The 24523-nt window shown below is 59.5% G+C and carries 26 protein-coding genes; 15 read left to right on the top strand and 11 right to left on the bottom strand.

All coding sequences use genetic code 11. The annotated features are described in order from the left end of the window. Nucleotides 1–14 precede the first annotated feature (14 nt). The 5 genes from ACR0LZ_RS13280 to ACR0LZ_RS13260 all read right to left on the bottom strand — a co-directional run bounded on the left by ACR0LZ_RS13280 (nt 15) and on the right by ACR0LZ_RS13260 (nt 5753). Nucleotides 15–533 carry a DUF3035 domain-containing protein gene (locus ACR0LZ_RS13280; protein WP_480750290.1) on the bottom strand — a complete coding sequence of 173 codons (519 nt, stop codon included), beginning with the start codon at nt 531–533 and terminating at the stop codon, nt 15–17. A 50-nt stretch (nt 534–583) separates the two neighbouring features. After that, nucleotides 584–1057, bottom strand: a complete 474-nt coding sequence (gene lspA / locus ACR0LZ_RS13275; protein WP_480750289.1) for a signal peptidase II — start codon at nt 1055–1057, stop codon at nt 584–586. Then, nucleotides 1057–2646, bottom strand: coding sequence for a bifunctional phosphoribosylaminoimidazolecarboxamide formyltransferase/IMP cyclohydrolase (gene purH, locus ACR0LZ_RS13270; RefSeq protein ID WP_480750288.1), 1590 nt, complete (start codon nt 2644–2646; stop codon nt 1057–1059). The genes lspA and purH overlap by 1 nt, the downstream gene beginning before the upstream one ends. Before the next feature lie 22 nt (nt 2647–2668). Next, nucleotides 2669–4408 carry a heparinase II/III family protein gene (locus tag ACR0LZ_RS13265; RefSeq protein WP_480750287.1) on the bottom strand — a complete coding sequence of 580 codons (1740 nt, stop codon included), beginning with the start codon at nt 4406–4408 and terminating at the stop codon, nt 2669–2671. 85 nt (nt 4409–4493) lie between these two features. Next, nucleotides 4494–5753, bottom strand: coding sequence for an RsmB/NOP family class I SAM-dependent RNA methyltransferase (locus ACR0LZ_RS13260; protein WP_480750286.1), 1260 nt, complete (start codon nt 5751–5753; stop codon nt 4494–4496). 93 nt (nt 5754–5846) lie between these two features. On the opposite strand from ACR0LZ_RS13260, the gene ACR0LZ_RS13255 reads away from it, so the two are divergent. Beyond that, a complete protein-coding gene (locus ACR0LZ_RS13255; protein WP_480750285.1) occupies nt 5847–6029 on the top strand; it encodes a DUF1674 domain-containing protein in 183 nt (60 codons plus the stop codon). Between the two features lie 5 nt (nt 6030–6034). Here the strand turns inward: ACR0LZ_RS13255 and ACR0LZ_RS13250 are convergent, their stop codons facing one another. Together ACR0LZ_RS13250 and ACR0LZ_RS13245 are read right to left on the bottom strand one after the other, a co-directional pair. Then, nucleotides 6035–6883, bottom strand: coding sequence for a hypothetical protein (locus ACR0LZ_RS13250; protein ID WP_480750284.1), 849 nt, complete (start codon nt 6881–6883; stop codon nt 6035–6037). Between the two features lie 70 nt (nt 6884–6953). Further along, entirely contained in the window at nt 6954–7814 is an 861-nt protein-coding gene (locus tag ACR0LZ_RS13245; RefSeq protein ID WP_480750283.1) for a LysR family transcriptional regulator, read from the bottom strand. Nucleotides 7815–7911: 97 nt separating this feature from the next. Between ACR0LZ_RS13245 and tmpA the strand changes: the two genes are divergently transcribed. From tmpA to ACR0LZ_RS13230, 3 genes are read left to right on the top strand one after another with little or no spacing between them, the layout of a single operon-like run. Then, nucleotides 7912–9048, top strand: coding sequence for a 2-trimethylaminoethylphosphonate dioxygenase (gene tmpA / locus ACR0LZ_RS13240; protein ID WP_480750282.1), 1137 nt, complete (start codon nt 7912–7914; stop codon nt 9046–9048). Continuing rightward, entirely contained in the window at nt 9045–9635 is a 591-nt protein-coding gene (tmpB, locus tag ACR0LZ_RS13235) for a (R)-1-hydroxy-2-trimethylaminoethylphosphonate oxygenase (RefSeq protein WP_480750281.1), read from the top strand. The genes tmpA and tmpB overlap by 4 nt, the downstream gene beginning before the upstream one ends. After that, nucleotides 9632–10300 (top strand): ureidoglycolate lyase, encoded by a 669-nt coding sequence (locus ACR0LZ_RS13230; RefSeq protein ID WP_480750280.1) that lies wholly within the window; start codon nt 9632–9634, stop codon nt 10298–10300. The genes tmpB and ACR0LZ_RS13230 overlap by 4 nt, the downstream gene beginning before the upstream one ends. A 4-nt stretch (nt 10301–10304) precedes the next feature. Here the strand turns inward: ACR0LZ_RS13230 and ACR0LZ_RS13225 are convergent, their stop codons facing one another. From ACR0LZ_RS13225 to dapB, 3 genes are all read right to left on the bottom strand, one after another. Continuing rightward, nucleotides 10305–10520, bottom strand: a complete 216-nt coding sequence (locus ACR0LZ_RS13225; protein ID WP_480750279.1) for a cysteine rich repeat-containing protein — start codon at nt 10518–10520, stop codon at nt 10305–10307. Between the two features lie 69 nt (nt 10521–10589). Beyond that, nucleotides 10590–11288: a DUF2306 domain-containing protein gene (locus tag ACR0LZ_RS13220; RefSeq protein ID WP_480750278.1), complete on the bottom strand. Its 699-nt coding sequence runs from the start codon at nt 11286–11288 to the stop codon at nt 10590–10592. Nucleotides 11289–11326: 38 nt separating this feature from the next. Beyond that, entirely contained in the window at nt 11327–12136 is an 810-nt protein-coding gene (dapB, locus tag ACR0LZ_RS13215; RefSeq protein ID WP_480750277.1) for a 4-hydroxy-tetrahydrodipicolinate reductase, read from the bottom strand. A 92-nt stretch (nt 12137–12228) separates the two neighbouring features. Between dapB and rbfA the strand changes: the two genes are divergently transcribed. From rbfA to ACR0LZ_RS13160, 11 genes are all read left to right on the top strand, one after another. Continuing rightward, nucleotides 12229–12624: a 30S ribosome-binding factor RbfA gene (rbfA, locus tag ACR0LZ_RS13210; protein WP_480750276.1), complete on the top strand. Its 396-nt coding sequence runs from the start codon at nt 12229–12231 to the stop codon at nt 12622–12624. Continuing rightward, the gene (locus ACR0LZ_RS13205; RefSeq protein WP_480750275.1) at nt 12621–13364 is read left to right on the top strand and encodes a phosphodiester glycosidase family protein; all 744 of its coding nucleotides are present in this window, start codon (nt 12621–12623) and stop codon (nt 13362–13364) included. The genes rbfA and ACR0LZ_RS13205 overlap by 4 nt, the downstream gene beginning before the upstream one ends. 54 nt (nt 13365–13418) lie before the next feature. Then, a complete protein-coding gene (gene truB, locus ACR0LZ_RS13200) occupies nt 13419–14324 on the top strand; it encodes a tRNA pseudouridine(55) synthase TruB (RefSeq protein ID WP_480750439.1) in 906 nt (301 codons plus the stop codon). Nucleotides 14325–14512: 188 nt separating this feature from the next. Then, on the top strand, nt 14513–15706 hold the full coding sequence (locus ACR0LZ_RS13195; RefSeq protein WP_480750274.1) for a hypothetical protein: 1194 nt from the start codon (nt 14513–14515) through the stop codon (nt 15704–15706). 176 nt (nt 15707–15882) lie between these two features. Continuing rightward, nucleotides 15883–16404 (top strand): DUF1643 domain-containing protein, encoded by a 522-nt coding sequence (locus ACR0LZ_RS13190; protein WP_480750438.1) that lies wholly within the window; start codon nt 15883–15885, stop codon nt 16402–16404. A gap of 85 nt (nt 16405–16489) precedes the next feature. Next, the gene (locus tag ACR0LZ_RS13185; protein WP_480750273.1) at nt 16490–17512 is read left to right on the top strand and encodes a calcium-binding protein; all 1023 of its coding nucleotides are present in this window, start codon (nt 16490–16492) and stop codon (nt 17510–17512) included. A gap of 141 nt (nt 17513–17653) precedes the next feature. Then, entirely contained in the window at nt 17654–17923 is a 270-nt protein-coding gene (gene rpsO / locus ACR0LZ_RS13180) for a 30S ribosomal protein S15 (RefSeq protein WP_480750272.1), read from the top strand. A gap of 153 nt (nt 17924–18076) precedes the next feature. Further along, nucleotides 18077–19747: an adenylate/guanylate cyclase domain-containing protein gene (locus tag ACR0LZ_RS13175; protein WP_480750271.1), complete on the top strand. Its 1671-nt coding sequence runs from the start codon at nt 18077–18079 to the stop codon at nt 19745–19747. A gap of 192 nt (nt 19748–19939) precedes the next feature. Next, on the top strand, nt 19940–22090 hold the full coding sequence (gene pnp, locus ACR0LZ_RS13170; RefSeq protein WP_480750270.1) for a polyribonucleotide nucleotidyltransferase: 2151 nt from the start codon (nt 19940–19942) through the stop codon (nt 22088–22090). Nucleotides 22091–22273: 183 nt separating this feature from the next. Further along, entirely contained in the window at nt 22274–22963 is a 690-nt protein-coding gene (locus ACR0LZ_RS13165; RefSeq protein ID WP_480750269.1) for an outer membrane protein, read from the top strand. Nucleotides 22964–23032: 69 nt separating this feature from the next. Beyond that, a complete protein-coding gene (locus ACR0LZ_RS13160; protein WP_480750268.1) occupies nt 23033–23749 on the top strand; it encodes a glycosyltransferase family 25 protein in 717 nt (238 codons plus the stop codon). Here the strand turns inward: ACR0LZ_RS13160 and ACR0LZ_RS13155 are convergent. Further along, nucleotides 23746–24399: a peroxiredoxin gene (locus ACR0LZ_RS13155; RefSeq protein WP_480750267.1), complete on the bottom strand. Its 654-nt coding sequence runs from the start codon at nt 24397–24399 to the stop codon at nt 23746–23748. The two genes, ACR0LZ_RS13160 and ACR0LZ_RS13155, sit on opposite strands and share 4 nt — an antisense overlap. Nucleotides 24400–24523: the final 124 nt, after the last annotated feature.

Here is a 24523-nt window from a genome sequence, read left to right as displayed (position 1 = left end):
CAGAAAGTTAAGAATTATTCATTGAACGGCGGTGGTGCCGATGGTGTGGCATAGCCCTGTCGCCGCAACGCATCGTTCTGAACATCGGGGTCGATTGACTGACTGCGATAGGCCTGCTCGTACCGGTCGACCGGGAGCAAGCGGAGGCTTGAAAGGCGACCCTGACGCTCGCGGAACCGGGCGTCTTCCTCCTGCACAACCTGTCTGGTATTCGCGGGTACACCGTACCGGCTCGATGCCGTTACGAGTGCCGCGTCGGATGAGGGAATGGCTGTTGCGTTTAATGCCGCGGCGCTGCCTCCAAGGGCGACGATTCCATCTTCAACCGGATTCGGGTCCGTCAGGTTGCCGCCACCAGGCGTCGGGGCCGGCAAGTATTGATAATCCTTGGGCGAAGTCAGCGGTTTGACTGGCAGCACCGCAAACTCATCCGGGCCCGGTCCCTGCGCACGGATATTCTTGAGCCCATTGTTCGCACATCCCGTCAAAGCGACGGCAGCAGTCACAACGATTATCGCCAGCGGCATCCGCATGGTTATCTCCAGCCTGTTTCAGGCGCTTTTAGCCCATTTCGTTCAGCCCGTCACGGGGCCTTTTTGCCATCCAGCATCACAAGGCCAACAGCGCCCGCAAAGATGAATACATCGGCGATGTTGAAAACAAAGGGGTTTTGAATGCCGCAGCAGGACATATTCAGGAAATCCTGAACATACCCGAAAACCAGGCGATCCACGACGTTGCCCAAGGCACCGCCGATCAACAGCCCACCGCTGACCAGCATGAGTTTCGACCGTACCCCTCGGCGCAACCAGATCATAACAACGGCACAGATTACGAGTGATAGGCCAATCAGGAGCCAGCGACCAGCATCGCCGTCGCCTTGGAACAGCCCGAAATTGATACCCCGATTTTCACCATAGCGGAAAACAAGCAGTGGCGGCAGCACGTCAATGCTGCCGCGATGGGCCACATCCATGACATGAATGACCAGAAACTTGCTGAACTGGTCAGCCAGCAAAGTCAGTGCCGTGGCCCAGAGAAGAAGACGGAAACGCATCAATGCCGGAAATGCCGCATACCGGTGAAGACCATGGCCAGACCAGCATCGTTGGCGGCTTTGATCACCTCGTCATCGCGCATTGAGCCACCTGGCTGAATGACGCAGGCTCCGCCAGCAGCGGCGGCCTCGAGCAAACCGTCCGGGAAGGGGAAAAACGCATCCGAGGCCACGACGCACCCTTTGGCAAGGCTTTCATTCAGGCCAAGTTCGGCAGCCATGCGTTCTGCCTTGGCAGCGGCCACATTCGCGCTGTCCAGACGCGACATCTGTCCCGCGCCCACACCCACGGTGGCACCGTTTTTGACATAGACAATCGCGTTGGACTTCACATGCTTGGCGACTTTCCACGCGAAAAGCAGATCCTGCATCTGTGCCTCGGTCGGTGCTTTGTCGGTCACGATCTTCAGGTCTTTGATGCCCACGTAACCCACATCCTTGTCCTGCACGAGCATACCCCCCGCGACCTGCTTGTAGGCTACAATCGGTTGGCGAGTGTCAGGCAGACTGTCGGTCAGCAAAAGGCGCAGGTTTTTCTTGGCGGCGAAGATGGCCTTTGCCTCGTCCGATGCGCCGGGGGCGATGACGACTTCGGTAAAGATCTCGACGATCTTGGTTGCGGTTTCCGCGTCGAGTGGCCGGTTCAGTGCGACAATACCGCCAAAGGCCGAAGTTCGGTCACAATCAAATGCCTTTTGATACGCCTCGACCAGCGTCGCGCCTGTCGCCACGCCACAGGGGTTGGCGTGTTTGATGATCGCAACGGCAGCGCTGTCGCGCGGATCGAATTCCGCCACCAGTTCATACGCGGCATCGGTGTCGTTGATATTGTTATAGCTCAGTTCCTTGCCCTGCAGCTGGACAGCCGTGGCCACTCCAGGCCGGTTCGATCCATCGGTATAGAACGCCGCTGTCTGGTGGCTGTTCTCGCCATAACGCAGTGTCTGTTTCAGCTCTCCGGCAAAGGCGCGACGCTTGGGGGCCGTCAACTCCAGCGCACCGGCCAGCCAGTTCGACACGGCCGCGTCATAGGCGGCGGTACGGGCATAGGCCTTTTGCGCCAGCTTGCGACGGAATTTCGGGCAGGTCGCGCCGTTGTGCTGATCCATGTCGCCCAACAGTTTTTCGTAATCTTCGACGTCGACCACCACGTTGACAAAGGCGTGGTTCTTGGCCGCCGCGCGGATCATCGCCGGGCCACCGATGTCGATATTCTCGATGCAGGTGTCATAGTCTGCGCCCTTGGCCACCGTCGCCTCGAACGGATAGAGGTTTACGACCAGCAGGTCGATTGGGCCGATGTCATGTTCCTTCATTGCCGCGACATGGGCGTCATTGTCTCTCAGCGCCAGCAGGCCGCCATGCACCATCGGATGCAATGTCTTTACACGCCCATCCATCATTTCGGGGAACCCGGTCACGTCGCTCACGTCTTTCACGGCCAACCCGGCATCGCGCAATGCCTTGGCGGTGCCGCCGGTCGACAGCAGTTCTACCCCGCGGTCGGCCAAAGCCTGTCCCAGCTCGATCAGTCCGGTCTTGTCGGATACGGAAAGCAACGCGCGGCGCACGGGGTGAAGGTCGGTCATGTGTTCGGGGTCCTTATGCGGATCAGTCGAAATCGGGTTCGTCCCGGCTTACGTCGCGAACGGCAACAGCTGTATCATGGGCCTTGCTCAACGACCACCGGATGCGCGTCGCATACTCCATTGCGCGCCCGGATAGAACGATCTGTTTTGTCGCGCGTGGCTTTAATCGACCTTTTTCAAGATAAACGCTTGGTTTCAATGATAACTCGCAAGGAGTGTCATGCCGAAAGATCCAAATTTCTCCGCTTTTGAGCGCCATCGATACCGCCGCGCCACCCAGATCCAGCGCGGCGTCGATGTCGGGATGCAGGTGAAAACGGACGTCGATTCCAATCCCGGTCAGCCCCGATGCGTCGACCGCCCCGTCAAACCGGCGCTTGGCCGCATCGCCCAAGGCCAGCAAAAGATCCTCGCCCGTCAGCTCCCGGCCGTCAAACGCAAGGTCCAGAGTGCGTGCATGAGTCAGCCCCAAAGCCTTGATGTAACCGTCATGTGCACCCTGAAAACGCACTCCGCCATGGGTCTCTTCGATTTCAACGGGCACGTTTGCCGGTCCATCAGTCAATTCCTCGAACTCGGTACCCTTGTGCGACCCAGTCAGGCGAGCACTGGAATAGCCGTCCAGGCATAAGGTTGAATGTGACGGTGTTGCCCGACCCGCGCGGCGCCACTCCATTCCGAAACTCTCTCCAGAGCCGCAATTGACGATCAAAGGCCGCCGCCCTGATGTCAACTCGAATGCCAGGGTCGAGGCGTGACCGTTATACGATGCGCGCCCGATAGGCGGTGAACTCGCATCGACCACGATGCTTGTGCGGCCCGCCGACAATCTGGCGTATCCCATCACCAATCCAACGGGATGATGTGGCTTGACGCCGCTTTGTGCAAGCGCGTGATCGAGCCGTCCTTCCAGACCGCGCCCGCCGCCGTGGAAGCGGGCCAGACCCCCATCTGTGTGGCGCAGGCTACGAAGGGTGGGCGCAATCCGCTTGATGGCCGCCGTGTGGTCAGAGGGAGTTCCGCGTCCGACGTCATGCAGCGCTGCCGCCGTCCATGTCAATAACGTGAACACTTCCAGTAATTCTTCGGAATTACGGGTGGGAATTCCGCCAGTCTCGTCGATCTGAGTTTTGCATTCCTTTCCCAAAGCCTTGATCGCGGGATCGGCCAAAGCCTCGAAACCTTCCAGTGCCAGGCTGGCATAGATAAGGCCGCACAGAGCCTCGAAACGCGGCAGGCCCGGTGTCGTCTGGTACCAGCGTTTCGACAGGTACCAGGTTTGTTGGGCCAATGAGCGCAAGAATGCCTCGCTGTGGGCGTCATCAGTTCCGCGTAACAGGAAGGCCGAATGATTGATCCAGCGGATCAAACGTCTGCCGGTCAGGTCAGGAGCCCATCCGGAACCGTAGGACTGTCCCTGAGTCTCTATCCAGCCCCACAGCCAAAGTTGCGCTTTTTCGCGAGCATTCGGGTCGCCGACCGCAGCCAGGTCGTCAAGCCAAACGAACCCATGCCTCTCGGCGTCAAAGGCTGCATTCGGGGCCTCGACTTCCCACAAACCACTGTCCTGAGATTCGACGAGGTAGCCAGCGAACAGCAAGTTGCCCGCCACAAGTTGCCGTCCACGCGCGAAGGAACCGACAGTTCGCGGCTCTGGCTGGGACACGAAACCGGCAATTGCCTTTCGACGCTGACTGAGGCGCACATAAAGACGGTTCTGAAACCGCCCCCATCTGCTGGAAATTGTACGCGGGCCGGACATCTCGTTCCCCTGCCTCTTACGCTCTATGGCGTTTGAACGCGAAAATAGCGGGTCATCGGTGCCGTGTCACCGAAAAGAGTCCATCTTAGCCTGCTTTGTGCAAACACGCGACGTAAAATCCGTCCATTCCACCTCGATCAGGCCAGTAGTCCGGGCGCAGACGCAGGCCGCCTTCTTCGGTGATCCAGTTGGTGTCAACACCCGGAAGATTTGATATGCTTCGGTCCGCCGCCATATCGGGGAACAGCTCCAGCGCCTCCTCGACCTGAACCTCGCCTTCGTCGGGCAACAGCGAACAGGTGCAATAGACTAACCGACCACCGGGCCTCACCAGCGTCCAGGCGTGTGCCAACATTTTCGCCTGCAACTCGATCAGCGGACCGAATTCCGAACCGTCCTTGGCAAAGGGCAGGTCGGGATGCCGCCGGATGGTTCCGGTCGCTGAACATGGCGCGTCGAGAAGCACCGCGTCATAGGTACCCCCGTGCTCCAGCGCGTCGCCTATGATCAACTCAGCTTGCAACCCGGTGCGCGCCAGATTCTCCCGCACGCGCGCCATACGGGTCTCGGAAATGTCCAGCGCCGTAACCTTGGCGCCGAAGGAGGCAAGTTGCATCGTCTTGCCGCCCGGTGCCGCGCACAAATCGAGAACACGCTCTCCGGATTGCGCGGCCAATATTTTTACAGGCAATGCAGCCGCAGCATCCTGAACCCACCAGTTTCCGTCGGAAAATCCGGGAAGGACCGACACCTGATGGGTGCCGTGCAATCGGATCGATCCGGTTGGCAGCTTTTCACCGTCGGGCGCTTCGGCGCCCGGCTTCACTGTCAGGTCCAGTGGCGCACCTGCAAAATGTGCGTGCTCGATCCCGGTGACAGCCTCTTTTCCCCATGCCTCAATCAACGGCCCGCGTAACCATTCGGGCATGCGAGGCACCCGCATGCGCGGCCACGCATCAGGCCCTTCTGCGGCGATCTTTCGGAGAACGGCATTGACCAGCCCCTTGAGTCGCCCGTGCTTGCGACTGCGGCCAACGATCTCAACCACCGAATTCACAACGCCGTGCGCTGCCTCGCCCTGACAAAGTTCGACCGTTGCAAGCCGCAACGCATTTTTGACTGTCAGGGCTGGCGCTTTCTTCAGATGACCACTCAGCAACCGGTCGGCGCGCTCAAGCCCGCGTAGGGTCTCCAGCGCCAGCCGCTGCGCGCGCGCCCGATCTTCGGGTAACAACCGATCCAGTGCTCCTGCGGCCAGACATTCGGACATCAGGCGACCCTCACCCAGAATTTGATCCAGCAGATAGATCGCGCTGCGCCGCGCCGAGGTTGCGCTGTCTGCCATGAATACCGCCTTTTTGCATGTGACCTCCGCCCGCATTGTGTCGGACGGACGTGGGCGTATATCAAGTGCAAAGTCGAAAAGGAACCCGATGCAATGAGTGACGACCGCAAAGACCTTTCTCCCGCCGCGAAACGCGCGCTCGCCGAGGCCGAAGAACGTCGCAAGAATGCTGCGGCCGTAGCAAAGGAGTTGCCAAAGGAATTGGGTGGGCGGGACGGCCCCGACCCGGCGCGCTATGGCGATTGGGAAAAAAAGGGCATCGCCATCGACTTCTGACAGGCTCAGTTCTGATCGCGGGGAACTTGCGCGCAATCGACCTGCGAAGACCTGGGGAACTCCGTGCCATCCATCGCGGCCTTCATTCCGCAATATTGCGACTTGCAATCGTGTTGCGGGTCGTTGATCCTGACTCCTTGATCCCGCGTAACTCCCAACTCAAGGCGGCATAACACCCCGTTGGACAGTTGTTCCTGATAGAGCCATCCTGTCGTTGTCGGGGTCAAATTACCTCTGATCCCGCAGAAATGACCGGTTGCCGCCCAGATTTCGAGGTCGAAGAGACCGGCACCAGTGCTGTCGAGTTCGATCCTCAGCGTCCCTCCATCGTGAACATAACAATATCCGGCAAGCTCGGTTGACGGCGCTGCGACGTTGGCTGCGTCACAAGGTATTTCCGACAAACGCCATCCTTGGCCGGCGATGTCATCGATTCGCCAATGCCCGTCGACCGGGGCAAATTCATAACTCACAATTTCGGGTTTCCCGAAGTTCCGGAACCTTGCATGCACGATCTGGCGGGTGCCTTCGTTCACGGCCTCGATTTGCAGGGTGCGCAAGATCTCTGCAGCGTCATAGTCCTGCCCGGAAACATCGACGCCAAAACCGATGCACGGCGGCTGGTGGTTGGCGTCCTTAAATTCATTCGCGGCAAACAGGCGGATAAGGCGGTCGGAAAAGAACTGCTGCCGACGCTCTGGAGCAGACAGATAGGGAACACCATGAAGTCCCGGTTGCGACAGTGACACATAGATCCACTGCACAAGATCCTGCGGGCTTTGGGCGGCCAGTTTGCCCGCGGGCAGGATAGATATAAGGATGACAGCAAGGAAGTTGAACACAAATGCAGGCATCGGAAATCTCCTGCTTGCAGGATACCGCAACTCGGGATTACCTCAAAACCAAACATTGAAATGGGCCCTGTCAGGCATCCTGTCGAATCAAATCCAGAAACCCGGTAACCAATGCACGCTGCCGCCTGGATTGCAGCCGCCCCTCAGGCCATGTCAGCCAGTATCCGTCGCGGGTTGGCAACGCGGGTAGGCCGAGCAGGTGCAACCGTCTGGCCGCGCAAGCCGTCTTTGCCAAAGCGATTGACCCCAAAACTACACCAAGCCCCTGTTCGGCTGCCGTCAACGCATGCCCCATCGAGTCGACGCTTAGCAAGGCAGGCGCAGTGTCCGGCTGGCCTGCGTTGCGTGCCCATTCGCGCCAGCCGGGCCGTTCGCCGCGCAATTCGATCAACGGTGCACCCCATTCCGTTCCGGGCGCGGCCATGGGGGCCAGCACTTCTTGCGCGATCAGTTGCGCTTCTCGTCTGGGCCACACGCCGCGACCATATCGGACTTGCAGCCAAGTCCTGGCCTCATCCAGTTCCGATCGCAATGCCAAGGATTCGGTGACCAACCGGACCTCGGGATGGTCGATGTGAAACCCCGCACATCGCGCCACTACCAGCGCGTTGATATGTGAACTCATGCCCGCAACGCGCAGCTCTCTGGGGGACTTTCCGAAAAGATCTTCGGTGTTGCGCTCCAACGCAGTCAGGCTTTCCTGAACCAATGGCAGATAGCTTTCTCCCTCAACCGTCAGCGACACGCCGCGCGCCTCGCGAACGAAAAGCGACCGGCCCAGCCAGACCTCGAGGTTGCCGATTCTCTGGCTGACCGCCGCCTGCGTCAGGCCAAACTCACGAGCTGCGGCTGAAAATCCCCCTAAGCGGCCCGCAGCTTCAAATACCCGCAACCAGTCCAGTGGCGGAAGGCCACGCCGTTTTCTATCCATAAGAATTTCCATCCCTTAGTCGAAATAAGGATTAGTTGTCGTAATGTCATGCGCAAGGTATTTCCTCAAGTACAGTTCGCCGAACAGGAGACAACCCATGCTGCGCACAGTCACCCATGACACGTCCATCGTGACGTTGGATTTTGCCAACGGCGCCCGCGCGCGCTTTCATGCTATCTGGTTGCGTGACAACGCGCTCGACCCCGAAACCCGCGCGCCCGGCAATGGTCAGCGGCTGATCACAATCGGCGATATCCCTGCGGATATCTCTGTCGACGCGGCGGACGTGGTGGACGGTGATTTGCAGATCACATTCCAGCCCGAAGGGAAAACGGTCATCTTTCCCGCCGCGTGGTTGGCCGAAAACAGCTATGACCGCGATCAGACGCATGAACCCGGTTGGACCGCCCCCGGCATCACAACTTGGGAACGCGGTATCGCCGCCCCTAGCGCCGACTGGCTCCAGGTGCACGCCAACCCCGAGGTCAAGCGGAACTGGCTGGCCGCTGTGGCCGAGTTCGGCTTTGCCAAGCTGACCGGCGGCCCGACCGAGCCTGAATCGCTGCTGAAGGTCGCTGACCTGTTCGGCTATGTCCGCGAAACCAATTATGGCCCCTATTTCGAGGTGCGAACCGAGGTGAACCCGACCAACCTTGCCTATACCGGGCTTGGCCTTCAGGCGCATACCGACAACCCCTATCGCGACCCGGTGCCGACCTTGCAAATCCTCTATTGTCTGGAAAACTCGGCTGAAGGCGGGGATTCCATCGTTGTTGACGGCTTCCGCGCCATCGAAAAACTGCGTGACGCAAACCCCGAAGGCTTTGCCCTGCTGGCCGGATATCCGGCGCGGTTCGAATACAAGGGCTCGGACGGGGTCTGCCTGCGGTCGCGCCGCCCGATGATCGAGTTGTCACCGGATGGAGAGCTGATCGGCATCCGCTTCAACAACCGCTCTTCTGCCCCTTTCGTAGACGTGCCGTTTGACAAGATGGTGGCTTATTACGCCGCCTATCGCCAATTGGGTGATATCATCGACGACCCGGCCATGGGCGTTTCCTTCAAACTGGAACCGGGGGAAAGCTTTATCGTCGACAACACCCGCGTCCTGCACGCGCGGCTGGGCTATTCCGGGGCCGGATCGCGCTGGTTGCAGGGATGTTACGCCGACAAGGACGGGTTGCTGTCCACACTGGCGGCGATGGAAATGACCCAACCAGAGGCGGCGGAATGAAACCCGATTTCTCGACCCTGAACCGGGACAATATCGTTGCCTTCATCGGCGACATCTTTGCGCGCCGCGGTGGTGAAGAGTATCTGGGCGAGCCTGTCACTATGGCCCAGCACATGCTGCAAGGCGCAACCATCGCCGAACAGAACGGGATGCCAGACGAGATCATTGTCGGCGCATTGCTGCACGATATAGGCCATTTCACATCCGAGTTCGGCACCTACCACCCCGACGACACCGAAGACCGTCATCATGAGGACGCGGGCGCCGAGGTGTTGGAGCAGTTCTTCCCCTCGGTCATCACCGATTGCTGCCGCTATCACGTGGCGGCCAAGCGGTATCTGTGTGCCACCAAGCCCGAGTATTTCAATCGCCTGTCCGCGGCGTCGGTTCACACGTTGGAACTGCAAGGTGGTCCGATGAGCGCCGAAGAAGTTGCCGCGTTCGAAGCCAACCCGAACTTGAAAGAGATCATTCAGGTCCGCTATCTGGATGAGGCCGGGAAACGCGCCGACATGGAACCCCCTGGCTTTGCACATTTTGCGCCGATGGTGCAGCGTATGGTCGACAAGCACATGGAGGCCGCATGAACGCCCCGGAATATATCTTTGAAGCCAGCACCAAACCCTCGCTGCCCTGGCACGAGGTTCCCCTGATCCGCGCGACGGACGCCTCGGTCAAAGGCTATGGGTGCCTGGTTGATGATCCCGAAGGGTTCGAGATCGAGATCACCCGCTGGCCACAGCAGGGGTGGCGACCGATCGATGAAGGCACCGGCGACGAAGGAGGCTGGGTCGAAGGCACCTTTCGTGGCGAGTGGAAGGGTGACGTGCTTTATGGCGAGAACGAAGCGGTCAATGGCCACTATGTCCTCGGATGGTCAACCGATCCGCAGCAGGCACAGACAAGCCGCCAAACAGCGCCCCGCGATCAGGTGCTGCTGTGGCACATGAACTATCACCCGGATGGCGGGCAGATGTTCTGGCCGCTCGACAACAAGCCCTTCATCATTCCTGCCGCGTTGCCCGGCGACAACCTGACACCAGAAAAGGTGGTGGCGTTCTGGTGCGACGGTTCGCGCGGGCTGTATATCCATCCCGGTATCTGGCACGAGGGGATTTTCCCGGTCGAAGACGAGCAACGCTTTCTGGACAGGCAAGGCCGTGTGCATGCCCGCGTCAGCGCAGAAATCGGGCGGGAGTTCGGCGTCTACCTAGCTTGCCCTTTGCGAGCGGACAAGATCAAGGACATTTGAGCACCTATTCGCCGCGTGCTTTTTTTAATGCCTCTAGGCAGCCGACCGACATCTCGGGTTCGTGTTCCTTTAAGCATTCCGCAATAGCACCGCCGCCAATTTTCACGCCCTTGCAAAGACGCTCAACGTCTTCCCTGCAATATTCCTCAAGGGCTTTTTTCTCTGCCTCGCTGGGTTGGGCGTCGGCGGCTGTCGCAAGAATGGCAGACAGAAGTATCATTGGAAATCTAATCATAACGTAATCTCCCGGATACCCGGCTTTCGAAATGATGGCGCCGGTTAGCCGAGCCTATACCCCTGAGTAGTCTCGATACAAGTTTAGGCTATCGCGCTGTGCCCTTGGTCGGACCACAATCCAGATCTGCACCGCGACAAGATAAGGAACAAAAAAAGCAAAATTCTGAATTCGGTCGAAAAGCCCGGAGAATTCGGGCGTGGAACCAAGCCCTCCGGTGATCAAAAACCAAAGCGTATAATGCACACGGTAGAGCCACGACCCCAGCGCCAGCCAGAACAGACGCAGACCCCACACCCAATGGCCAGCACGATCCGCGATCATAGCCATGCGCGCCACCATCAGAGCTGCAGTGAACAGACAGAGCCCATACAAGAAAAACGCTGCAGACATCATCGGTCCACCGATCGTTCCCCGCAGGGGGATATAGGTCATTCCTGCCAGTCCTGTGATCAAAGCTGACGCAATCAGAGCCACACCCAAGCCGCGGTGAAACCGATTGAATTTAAGCCGAAGCCCTTTCAGCAGCTGCAGTGGCACAAGAGCCACTAACACTGTTCCGGAAAGGATATGCAACATCATCGCCGCATTAGCGACACTCTGGTCATAAGCAAACAAGTAGCTTTTTTGTGCCGCGCCCTCAGACAGCCCGACGCCGATCATGTCAATCCCGTGCGCGACGAAGGGCAGCAGCGTCAGATAGAACACCACCAACAGGGCACTGTTGAACACGCGGGATTTCAGGCGTCGCATAGACAGATCTTAGCGCCTGTAACCTGGGCGTCTATGGATTACAGCCCCAACACATCCACCATGTTGTACTGACCCGGTGCCTTGCCCTGGCCCCACAGTGCTGCCTTCAGCGCGCCGCGGGCAAAGATGGCGCGGTCGGTGGCCAGATGGCGCAGAACGATGCGTTCTCCGGGGGCGGCGAACAGAACATCATGTTCCCCCACGATGTCGCCGCCGCGAATAGCGTGAAAGCCGATATCACCGCGCTTGCGCGCGCCGGTGATGCCGTCCCGACCCCGGTCGGAAACGTCCGCCAGTTTGACCCCGCGCCCTTTGGCTGCGGCCTCTCCCAGCATCAAGGCGGTGCCGGATGGGGCATCGACCTTGTGACGGTGGTGACCTTCGATGATCTCGATATCGAAATCCTCATCCAGCGCGGCTGCGACCTTTTTGGTCAATTGCACCAGAAGGTTGACGCCAAGGCTCATGTTTCCGGCTCGTACGATCACCGCATGGCGCGACGCGGGTTCCAGTGCTGCGATCTGTTCGTCGGACATGCCGGTGGTGCCGATCACATGCACACAGCGCGCCTGCGCCGCCAGCGCGGCGAATTCCAGTGTCGCCTCGGGCGCGGTGAAGTCGATCACTGCCTGCGCCTGCGCAAAGGCCTCCAGCGGGTCGTCGGTGACGGTAACGCCCAGCGCCTGCCCGCCCATGACCGTGCCCACATCCTGACCGATCCAGCCATGGTCCTTGCGTTCGACCACGCCGACCAGACGGGCCTGATCGCTGTCCATCACGGTCTTGATCAGCATCTGCCCCATACGGCCCGAAGCCCCTGTGATGACGATCCCCGGAATATGGGTCATTGCGCTGGTCCTTTTCGTTAAGTCGGCTCAAAGCCTCCTACCCGGTTCGCGCCCGCTTGGCAAAGCCCCGCTTTGCGCTTAGATCGGGGATTATGGCAAAGAACAAATTCCATGATGGCCCCGGCCCGTCCCAGCGGCAGCTGCGTGTCGGCGAACTGATCCGTCGCACCCTGTCCGAAGTTCTGGCGCGCGGAGATGTCCACGACCCCGACCTGAATCGCATGTCGATCACCGTGGGTGAGGTGCGCACCTCGCCCGATCTGAAGATCGCCACCGCCTATGTGCTGCCCCTTGGCGGCAGAGGGCAGGAGGACGTGATCGAACTTCTGGCCCGCAACAAGGGTGAACTGCGGCGCATGGTCGGCAAGAAAATCGGCCTGAAATTCGCGCCCGATCTGCGCTTTCGGCTGGATGACACGTTTGACCGTCTGGACGACACCCGGCGCATGTTCGAACAGGACGCGGTGCGCCGCGATCTGGACGAGTGATCCGCACGTTCGTCACATTGGCGACGCTTCTTTGGGCCGCGCAGGCAGGTGCGGTCACTTGTGAAAAGCTGACCCATGAGGACAAACGTTATACGGTTTGCAACGTCGATGCCGCCAATGAAGATCTGCGGCTGTTTCTGAACGGCAAAGACGGTCAGGTATTGGGGCATTTTTCGACGGTCAACGAAGTGCTGGCCCCGGAAGGCAAACGACTGGCATTTGCAATGAACGCGGGCATGTATCACGACGACCGGTCACCCGTTGGCCATTATGTCGAAGACGGGCAGGAGCAGATGCGCGTGATCGCCAACCCCGGTCCCGGCAATTTCGGTTTACTGCCCAACGGCGTGTTCTGCATCCGGGAGGGCCGGGCGGATGTGTTTGAAACGCTTGATTACGTGGATCAGGCCCCCACCTGCCGCTTTGCCACCCAATCCGGCCCAATGCTGGTGATCGACGGAGAACTGCACCCGCGTTTCCTGCCCGATTCGACCTCGCTTTATGTCCGCAATGGGGTCGGCACCAGTTCCGATGGTACACAGGCGGTGTTTGCGATCTCGGAAGATTATGTCACCTTCCACGAGTTCGGGCGTCTGTTCCGCGATGTGCTTGGCACACCAAACGCGCTGTTCTTCGACGGCAATATCTCGCGGATGTATGAGCGGGCCAGCAACCGCTCGGATCTGGGATTCTCGCTGGGGCCGATTGTCGGCGTGGTCGAAGAAACGCCCGCAAATTGACAGCGGCAGAGTGATCCGTTAACTCGCGCGCCTTAGCAAGATTCAAGGTGCATGATGGGACGCAAACGCAAGGGTCGCGACATTTCCGGCTGGCTGGTGGTGGACAAGCCCGCGGGCATGACCTCGACCGCCGTGGTCAACAAGGTGCGTTGGGCGATGGATGCCAAAAAGGCGGGCCATGCAGGCACGCTGGACCCCGAGGCGACCGGCGTTCTGGCGATTGCCTTGGGCGAGGCGACCAAGACCGTTCCCTATATCACCGATGCGCTGAAGGCCTATACCTTTACCGTGCGTCTGGGGCAGGCCACCAACACTGACGATGCCGAGGGCGAAGTGATCGCGCAATGCGATGCGCGCCCCTCGGATGACGATATCAAACAGGCGCTGACGCCGTTTCTGGGTGACATCATGCAGGTGCCGCCCAAATTCTCGGCGGTTAAGATCGACGGCCAACGCGCCTATAAACTGGCCCGCGATGGGGAGGATGTGGAACTGACCGCCCGCCCCCTCTGGGTCGAGGAACTGATCCTTGTCGACCGTCCCGACGAAGACCATGTGGTGCTGGAAATGACCTGCGGCAAAGGTGGTTATGTCCGCTCGATTGCCCGCGATCTGGGCGAAGCGCTGGGCTGTCACGGCCACGTCAAGGAACTGCGCCGCATATGGTCCGGTCCGTTCGAGGCCGAGGACGGGTTAAGCATCGAGCAGATTGACGAAATGGCGAAAACAACCGCGCTGGACGAATATCTGCACCCGTTGGAAACCGGCCTGTCCGACCTGCCGGAACTGAAATGCACCCCCGAAGGCGCCACCCGTCTGCGCAATGGTAATCCGGGTATGGTCTTTGCGTCCGATGTCGAATACGGCGACGAGGCCTGGGCTTCATTGGATGGCCAGGCAGTGGCCGTGGGCATCTACAAATCCGGCGAACTTCATCCAAGCCGGGTGTTTGCGTCCTGACGCCGGATCCGATCACGCGTTTCTGACATAGTATGAACTATTTGGAACCAACATCCTTGTGAATCGCATTTGATGGGGCGTTGACCAAACGTCACTTGTGCCGCGATCCGAATTGGCGAATGCCTTTCGAGTTGTCGCGACATTGGAGCTGTGAAGAGTTCATGGCCATCACAAGGAGAAAATGAGTGATGCAAGTATTCAACAAAGGTGCGACGACTCTTTTTAGCGCCGCCATGTTGTCCATTCTGGCGTCTGGGGTTTATGCCGAAGGCGGAGCCTCGGATGACGATGGCGATGTCGCACCTGCGCCGCCGTCCATTGGTGCCGACATTCCCTTGACCTATTTCGGTCCCGCCCCTTCGGAAGTACAAAAAGAACTGATTGGTCCGTACAAGCTGCTGAAAGCGGGTCAGGTCGATGTCGACGCAGGTACTGTGACGCTGCCCCTCTACAAAGGTCGGATGGAAAGCGGTGAAACGGTCTGGTATGTCGTTCTTGATACCAACGACCAGGGCAATGCCGAAGCGCTGGGGCTGAACTACTCGCCGAAATTAACCTATACCGATGTCGGGCATGCGGTCCGCAAGGCGACGCTCGCCGAAGACCTGCAACTCGTGTTTGCCTCCGGGACTGTCGATTTTTCTCCAGAACGCAGCGTGACGCCGGGCGACGCGCCGAATTTCTTTCCTCCCAAAGCCGTCCAGCCCGGTTCGGTCGGAGATGAAAGCTATAGCCCACTGGTCAAGGTCGAAAACGCAGGCGGGTTTATCTATAATGCGCCGATCATTGCGTTCGACGTTGATGCCGATATTCTGAACGAATTCTGCGACGGCGAAGCCGATCATTCGGTCGTGCATGACAAAGTGATCTCAATTTGCCCCGAGGAAGGCTCTGTCACCCTCGAACTGACCGCCGGGTTCAGCTTTGCACGCCCTGTTCTGTATGTCTCAACCGATGCCAACGACCCCGCTCCGGCAGCACTCGAAGGAGCAACTTATGCGCCAGGTCTGGCCAGCATTCATGTTGGCGCGGATGATAGCCTGTTTTCGCCGGTCGAGCGCATTTTTGTGATGGTGAACGGGCATACAGGCGACGACAATCCGCAACGTCAGGGCCTCAACAGTGCCCTGAGCGACGGCCGGACGCCTTTGAACGTGCTGGGCGGCATTCCTACCGTGGCCACCGACTACAGCCCGCTTTGGGACCTGAACCCGGGTGTCTGGACGCAAGCAGCGATCGAGCAGGGTATTCGGAGCCGCGTAACCGAGGAATTCCAGATCCTCGGCCTCGTCGAACGTGGCTGGATCACAGGGCTTGAAGGCGGTGATTTCGGCTCGGTAGGCTTCGTCGTCAACTGCCCGATCGTTTTCCGGTTCCTCTGATCGTGATCAGACGACCGTTCAGCCAATTGCGGAACGGACATACAATGGATGGCCAGCATTGTCTGGCCATCTATCATCGGGATGTTGTCATTCGATTCGGCTGGCGTCTCTTTTGAGAATGATTGCCGCCGGGATGCATGTGGCGGGCGGATTCCGAGTATGATATGCGCACGAGGATGATCACCCGAAGCCACACCAAGGGCGATGCGCCCTCGACCGCCATCTATTCCGATTGCGAATGCTATCGCTACAGCCTGACCCGCATCTGGGATCAGACGGGGCGCAGGGCGCTTTTCGTCATGCTGAACCCTTCGACCGCAACCGAGGTGCAGAACGACCCCACGGTGGAGCGCTGTGAACGCCGCGCCCGCGCGCTGGGCTTCGGTGCGTTTCAAGTCACGAACATCTTTGCCTGGCGTGACACCGACCCGCGCAAGATGCGCGCCGCCATCGATCCGGTTGGGCCAGAGAACGACGCGGCAATACTGTCGGGTGTAAATTGGGCCGATCAAATCATTGCCGCTTGGGGTACCCACGGATCGCATTTGGAACGCGGGCCGGAAGTGGAACGGTTGCTGCGGGGCACTGGTCAACCCCTGTTTCACCTAGGGCTGACCAAAGAGGGGCACCCAAAACATCCGCTTTACATCGCCTATTCTCAACAACCCGAGCGCTGGGCAACGTCCACGGGTCATTAACCAGTTACACAGATCGGCTTTGACCGAAGTCCTTGAAACATGGGATGTTTCCCTTGTTTGGGCGCTGTTAGTGCGGAGGTCGGGTATGTTCTGGATTGCAGGTTTGCTGGGCGTTGCAGCCCTAGGCGGCGCAGCCTATTTGATCGGTGGCGATACGCCGGATGAGGATGAAAACGCGGATGCCCAGACCGAAGGCGAGTTAGAGGGGGAGGAAGAGCAGGGCAATCTGCTGGAACCTGAGGATCTGTCCGATGCTTCCGGTGTCCTTGACGCCTCTGCCGGGGGGGATACTTCGATTATCAGCGACTTTGACGGCAATCTCGTCATCGCAGGCGATGACGGAGATAACAACTTGGGCGGCGTCGAAGGGAATGACCAGATCAACGGATATGCCGGTGACGACGGAATTTTCGGAGGGGCGGGAAATGATACGTTACAGGGTGCCGAAGGCGACGATTCCATTTCGGGTGAAGAAGATGATGACGAAATCCATGGCGGGTTTGGGGATGATCAACTTGCGGGCGGCAGTGGAAATGATGCGCTTTTTGGGGATTTCGGTGACGATTCGATTGCCGGGGGCGATGGCGAGGACACGTTGACTGGCGGCCAGGGCGATGACGACTTGACCGGTGATGCGGGTAACGATGCTCTGCATGGCTGGGACGGCGACGATAGCCTGTCGGGCGGTGCCGGATCGGACAGCTTGTTTGGCGGTGACGGGCGGGATGTATTGACCGGTCGAGAGGTCGGCGAGACAGAGGTCGACTATCTCAATGGTGGTTCGGGAGAAGATATTATTCTGGCGGGTCAAGGAGATATCGTGACTTCGGGCGAAGATGCGGACAGTATCATTGTCGGCGCAGAGGCGATGGAGAACGCCGTGACGGTGATGGATTTCGAGCCGGGCCAAGACCGACTGCTGGTGACCTGGGATCAGGATGAGCCGCCCGAGATAGAGATCAAGCCGGACGAGGAGAACACGCGTCTGACCCATGTATTGGTTGCCGGGCAGGAAATTGCCTCGCTCTATGGGGATGGTGTGGTTTCGGCTTCGGACATCCAGCTGATACGCGAGAGTGATCTGTCGCAATACGGGTTCGATGCGTAGGCGGCAAAATCCCTTTGCTATCTGCTGTAATTGCGCTTATACGCGCCCATCTGTTCTGGAATCAGGGCGGATTTCTCCACGGGCCTGTGCTGGACGACATCCCGGCCTGCGCCATTCACTCTAACCTCAAAGGAGACCCCGATGTCGATCACTGTTGAAGAAAAAGCACGTGTTATGAAAGAGTTCGCAACCAAGGAAGGTGACACAGGTTCGCCGGAAGTCCAGGTTGCCATCCTGACCTCGCGCATCAACACGCTGACCGAACACTTCAAGACCCACAAGAAAGACAACCATGGACGCCGTGGTCTGTTGAAGATGGTGGCACAGCGCCGCAAGTTGCTGGACTATCTGAAGGGCAAGGAAGAGGCCCGTTATCAGGACCTCATCAAGCGCCTGGGCATTCGCCGCTAAGCGCGCCATTTGTACAATTCGTACAGGTTTTGAAACCGGCATTGTCCGGTTTGTACGCCCGCCAACCGGCGGGCGTTTTCGTTTTGGCCCGCCGTCGCTGATGACAGCCCGAACCGATTTGGTCTAGATTCCGGATCACGGGAGGGGCCAGAGATGAGGCGCAGGCTTGCGGCCATTTTGACTGCGGATGTGGTCGGGTATTCCGGCCTGATGGAGGCGGACCAGGCCGCCACGATCGCGTCGGTGCGCGAACTTTACGAACACTGTCTTGAACCTGCGGTCTCGACCCATGGCGGAGCGGTCCTGAAGCGCATGGGGGATGGCTGGATCGTGGGATTCGACGCCGCGACCCATGCGGTGGAATGCGCGCGCGCGATGCAGACCGAGCTTGGCGGGAACACGTCGATCAATATCCGAACGGCCATCCACATCGGCGAATATGTCGATGATGGAGCGGATTTGTATGGCACCTGCCTGAACATCGCGGCCCGGCTGCAATCCGAAGCCCCGCCGGGCGGGATCATGATTTCGGAGGAGACCCGGCGGCAACTCGACAGGTCGCTGGCGGCGGAGTTTTCCGAAGCGGGGACATTCGAACTCAAGAACATCTCGTATCCGGTGCAGGCGCATCAATGGCGGCCTCAAATCCGCAATCCCGAGGGGCGCGATGAAATTCCGGTCATCGGGGTTGAGCGCACCCGCATCTCACCGGACAGTACGGAACTGAGGGAACCGGCCGACGAGTTTCGCGAGCAGATGATTTATCGCCTGTCCCGTCGCACCGGGATCCAGGTGTCTTCTGTCGCCGAGGGTGCCAGCCCTGCGCCGACGTATCGCTTGCAAAGCCGGTTGAGCCTGCGCAACTCGGCCCAGTTGGTGGTGTCGATGGTCAGGGTGCGCACCGGGCAGGTATTCTGGTCGAACCGGTTCGAGGACAGGCCCGATCGCCTGTATGACCTGATCACGGAGGCGGCGCAGGTCTGTGACGAGGATCTGCGCACCGAAATCAATGCCCGCGATGCAGAGCGAACGTCCGATCTGCCGGATGATGCGCTGAACCCGTCCGAATTGCGGGCGCGGGCGGCGCAGAACTTTTATCGCGGGTCGATCAAGGGGTATCTCAAGGCGATCGAGCTGCTGGAGCGATGTCTGGATCTGTCGCCCAACGACCCAATGGCGCAGGCCATGTGGGTGCATGCCCGGTTGCGCCTGATCCGGTGTGGGGTGCAACCGCCTGCGCCAGATATTCTGGAGCGGATGGTGCAGCTGTCGGATATTGCGATCGAGAACGCCCCGCGCAGCGATTTTGTCTGCAAGGTGCGATCCGAGGTGATGATCAACGTGTTGGGAGATTTCGTTGGGGCGCGGCGCAACAACGCCCGGGTTGCAGCGCTGAACCCGGATTATCACCTGCGGTTCGAGGTCGAGGCCGAACTGGCGCTGGCAGAAGGGGACTTTGCGGGGGTCGAAACGGTGCTGGTCCCTTACTTCCGCAGTTTCAAAAGCGACATGGACCGGCCCTATGTGTGTTTTCTGGCCGCCCTTGCGGCAATGCTGGACGGGCGGTTCGAGGCGGCTTTGGAGCATATCGACACGTCGATCGAACTCAGGTCCACCTGCGGGGTTTTCCCGGCACTCAAGGCCGAAATCCTGCGCCGGGCAGGCCAGCCCGAGGCTGCCGGGCGGGTGAGGTCGCGCACCGCAGAGATCGAGGCCAAGCCCGATATTCTGGCAGTGACACCGATCCTGCCGCCAGGACACCGGGACATTCCGGACCTGTTGGGCATGGCCCCGCCGATCGTGGACCAGGTTGCGGACGCGTGACGGTGCGCGTCGCTCTTGCGACAATTCCAACTTTCAATCCGCATCATTCTCCTGTATGGGCGCTGTCATCTGAGACGTTGTGCCATGACCCCGGCACTCGAATGGAAGATAAAGTGGGGTCGGCGGCAATGGGGCCGCCATGCAAAACGGGAGACCCGCAGGGGCGGGAGTGCTCCCTTCTAGGATACGCATATGTTTGATGTAACGACGAAATCGATGCAGTGGGGCGAGGAAACGCTTACACTGGAAACCGGCAAGGTTGCCCGTCAGGCTGACGGCAGCGTGATTGCCACGCTGGGCGAAACCAGCGTCATGGCAAACGTGACCTTTGCACGGGCGCAAAAACCCGGTCAGGACTTTTTCCCGCTGACCGTACACTACCAAGAGAAATATTATGCCGCCGGTAAGGTTCCGGGTGGCTTCTTCAAGCGCGAGGCGCGCCCGACCGAAAAAGAGACGCTGACCGCGCGTCTGATCGACCGTCCGATCCGCCCGCTGTTCGTTGACGGCTTCAAGAACGAAGTTCTGGTGATGTGCACCGTGCTGAGCCACGATCTGGTCAACGATCCCGACATCGTCGCGATGATTGCCGCTTCGGCTGCGCTGACCATTTCCGGCGCGCCGTTCATGGGCCCGATCGCCGGTGCCCGCGTCGGTTTCGTGGATGGCGAATACGTCCTGAACCCGACCGTGGATGACATGCAGGACCTGCGCCTGAACCCTGAACAGCGTCTGGATCTGGTTGTGGCCGGCACCAAAGACGCCGTGATGATGGTGGAATCGGAAGCGTACGAGTTGTCCGAGGCCGAAATGCTGGGCGCCGTGACCTTTGCGCACGCACAGATCCAGCCGGTGATCGACCTGATCATTTCGCTGGCCGAAGAAGCCGCGAAAGAGCCGTTTGAATTCGTCGCACCCGATTACTCGGACCTCTACGCTGCAGTTAAGGCCGCCGGCGAAGAGCAGATGCGCGCCGCTTTCGCGATCACCGACAAGCAGGAGCGCACCGCCGCTGTTGCCGCTGCCCGTGAAACGATCAAGGAAGCGCTGACCGAGGAACAGCTGGAAGACGCCAACCTTGGTTCGGCGATGAAGAAGCTGGAAGCCGGTATTCTGCGCGGTGACGTCGTCAAGGGCGGCAAGCGCATCGACGGTCGTTCGACCACCGATGTGCGTGCCATCGAAGCCGAAACCTCGCTGCTGCCGCGCACACACGGTTCTGCCCTGTTCACCCGCGGTGAAACTCAGGCGCTGGCCGTGACCACGCTGGGCACCGGCGACGATGAGCAGTTCATCGACGCGCTGCATGGCAACTTCAAATCGAACTTCCTGCTGCACTACAACTTCCCTCCGTATTCGGTTGGCGAAGTTGGCCGCGTGGGTTCGCCCGGCCGCCGCGAAATCGGCCATGGCAAGCTGGCATGGCGCGCGCTGCAGGCGGTTCTGCCTGCGCCGACCGATTTCCCTTACACCATCCGCGTGGTGTCCGAGATCACTGAATCCAACGGCTCAAGCTCGATGGCGTCTGTCTGCGGCGGTTCGCTGTCGATGATGGATGCGGGTGTTCCGCTGAAAGCCCCGGTTGCCGGTGTGGCCATGGGCCTGATCCTGGAAGATGACGGGTCTTATGCAGTTCTGACCGACATCTTGGGTGACGAAGACCACCTGGGCGACATGGACTTCAAGGTTGCGGGTACTGCAAACGGCATCACCTCGCTTCAGATGGACATCAAGGTTGCGGGCATCACGCCTCAGATCATGGAAACCGCCCTGGCACAGGCCAAGGACGGCCGGATGCACATCCTGGGCGAGATGGGCAAAGCCCTGTCCGAGACCAACGAATTCTCGGTCCACGCGCCGCGCATCGAGACCATGAACATCCCGACCGACAAGATCCGTGAAGTGATCGGTTCGGGCGGCAAGGTCATCCGCGAGATCGTCGAGGTTTCGGGTGCCAAGGTCGACATCAACGACGATGGCGTCATCAAGATCGCATCGCCCGATGGGGAATCGATCAAGAAGGCCTATGACATGATCTGGTCGATCGTGGCCGAACCGGAAGAAGGTCAGGTCTATACCGGCAAGGTGGTCAAGATCGTCGATTTCGGTGCCTTCGTGAACTTCTTTGGCAAGCGCGACGGTCTGGTGCACGTGTCCCAGATCGAAAACCGCCGCCTGAACCATCCGTCGGATGTTCTGAAGGAAGGTCAGGAAGTGAAGGTCAAGCTGCTGGGCTTTGACGATCGCGGCAAGGTTCGCCTGTCGATGAAAGTGGTCGATCAGGAAACCGGCGAAGAGATCGTTCCCGAGAAGAAAGAAAAGAATGAGGAAAACGCAGAGTAATCTGCCCCTCGGACCGACTTGCAGGGCCCCGGCAATTGCCGGGGCCCTTTTCGTTTTGGATGCCGGCTCACGCCTGACAAAGCAACCGTGACGGCATGTGATCCGGCCCGTCCTTTTCTTTGGCTTCCGCGTCACCAGATGTGTTTTGCACACTGCACAATCCGGAACAGAGGATCCCCAGACATGATTTCCCGCCCCCTTTCCGCCGCCGCATTTCTGGCGCTGTCGGCCACCGCCTTGTCGGCGCAAAGCCTGCCCGAAGGTACCTATATTCAAGGCTATGCAGGGTTCAGCCAGTTGCAGGACACCGATTTTTCGGGCGTCATCGGCGGCTCGAACCAGAATGTCGATACCGATTTTTACACCGGTTATGGTCTTGGTGTCGCGATTGGCCGGGAAATCCCGCAATGGTCGAACGGCACTGTCGGCACCCGGGTCGAGCTGGAATTGTCCTATCGCGACAACGATGCCGACGGGGTCAATTTCTCGGGCAATGGTCCGGGGGCCGAAGGCAACGTTTCGGGGGATGTGACCCAGACCTCGTTGTTTGCCAACGTGCTTTTCGATTTCAAGCAAAACGGCCGGCTGACGCCTTATGCCGGGTTCGGCATCGGCGCGACCTATTCGGATATCGATGTGGTTTATGGCCCCGGCGTCGCAATTGACGGCGATGATACCAATTTCGCTGCCCAGCTGATCGCCGGTGTTGCCTATGACCTGAACGATGCCACCGCCCTGACGCTGGATGCGCGTTATGCGCGGGCCTTCGATGTCTCGAGCCCGCGCCTGGCGCCCAACGGTGTTTCGACCGGCACGGTCGAGGACGATCTCGATACGTTCAGCGTCAATTTCGGGGTTCGCTTCAATTTCTGATCCCTTGGTGGAAGCCTCCCCTCCCGGTTTCGCTTCCACAGCATGCCCCCGTGTTCTATGCACGGGGGCATGCGATCTTTTATTATTCATATGTCTTCCAGTACGGCGCGGCGTCCGAATGCCGAACGGCTGTGCGCGAACCTGCCCGGTGCCGAGCTGTTCGAGGCGGTCAATGGTCGCGATCCGGCGCAGATAGCCGGGGTCGGTCTGCATGACGGCGACCTGTACCGGCCGCACTATCCCTTCCCGTTGCGCCCGACCGAGATCGGGGTGTTCGAAAGCCACCGGCGTATCTGGCGCAAGCTGGTCGAGGAAGATATCGACCTGGCGATCATTGCCGAAGACGATCTGCAGGTCGATCCCGAAAGGTTCGGGGCGGCGCTGGAAGTGTTGCAGCGTCATGCGACGCCCGACCACTATATCCGCCTGCCGGTGAAACAGCGCGAGGTTCCGGCCCAGGTGCTGGAGGAGCGGGGCGATCTGAAGCTGATTTTGCCCAAAATCATCGCCCTGCAATGCGTCTGCCAGATGGTTGGGAAAAACGCCGCGAAACGGTTGCTGGCGGTGACAGAGCGCATCGACCGGCCGGTGGATACTTTCCTGCAGATGCACTGGATCACCGGACAGCCTATTCACGCCCTGCTGGGGACCGGCAACAAGGAGGTCGCGGGCCAGATCGGCGGATCGACGATCCAGAAAAAAATCCGCCCCGGCGAAAAGCTGGGGCGGGAACTCAGGCGCGGCTGGTATCGGGCGCAGTTGCACCTGCGCCCGCAAAAACCTTAGCCGGGCAATTTCGTGGTGCGTAGATAGGGGAAATGGGTGGTGAATTCACCGTATTTCGCCTTGGCGTCCTCGTTGCTGACGGCAACGGGGATGACCACATCGTCGCCGGGTGTCCAGTTTGCCGGGGTCGCCACGTTCTCGCGGGCGGCGGTCTGCAGCCCGTCCAGCGCCCGCAGTACTTCGGCAAAATTGCGGCCCACATTCATCGGATAGGTCATCGACAGTTTCAGTGTCTTGTCGGGTGCGATGATGAACACGACGCGCACTGTCTGGCTGTCAGCCGGGGTCGGGTTGTCGGGCAGGTAATAGCCGGCGGGCAGCATGTCAAAGGCCTTGGACACTTCCAGCCCCTTGTCCGCGATGATCGGAAAGCCCGGATTGGCCTTGCCATAGGCCTCGATATCGCCCTTCCATTTCTTGTGGTCCTCGGCGCTGTCCACCGAGACGCCGATCACCTTGGTGTTGCGCTTGGCCCATTCATCCGCCAGCTGCGCTACGGCCGAGAATTCGGTGGTGCAGACGGGGGTGAAATCCTTGGGATGCGAGAACAGGATCGCCCAGCTGTCGCCGATCCAGTCGTGGAACTGAATGGTGCCCTGATCTGTTTCCGCGGTGAAATCGGGAACGGTGTCGTTGATGCGCAAACCCATGGCTCATGTCCTTTCGTTGAGATTTCGAGTCGGTTGGTGCCAAACCAATCACTAAGGAGTGAAGTTACAGGACTTGTGGCGAAGAACCACCGGGAATCCGTATCAATCAAGGGGAATTTATTGG

It is taken from the genome of Ruegeria sp. CI1, from assembly GCF_056536925.1.
This window is presented reverse-complemented; position numbering and strand designations above follow the sequence as displayed.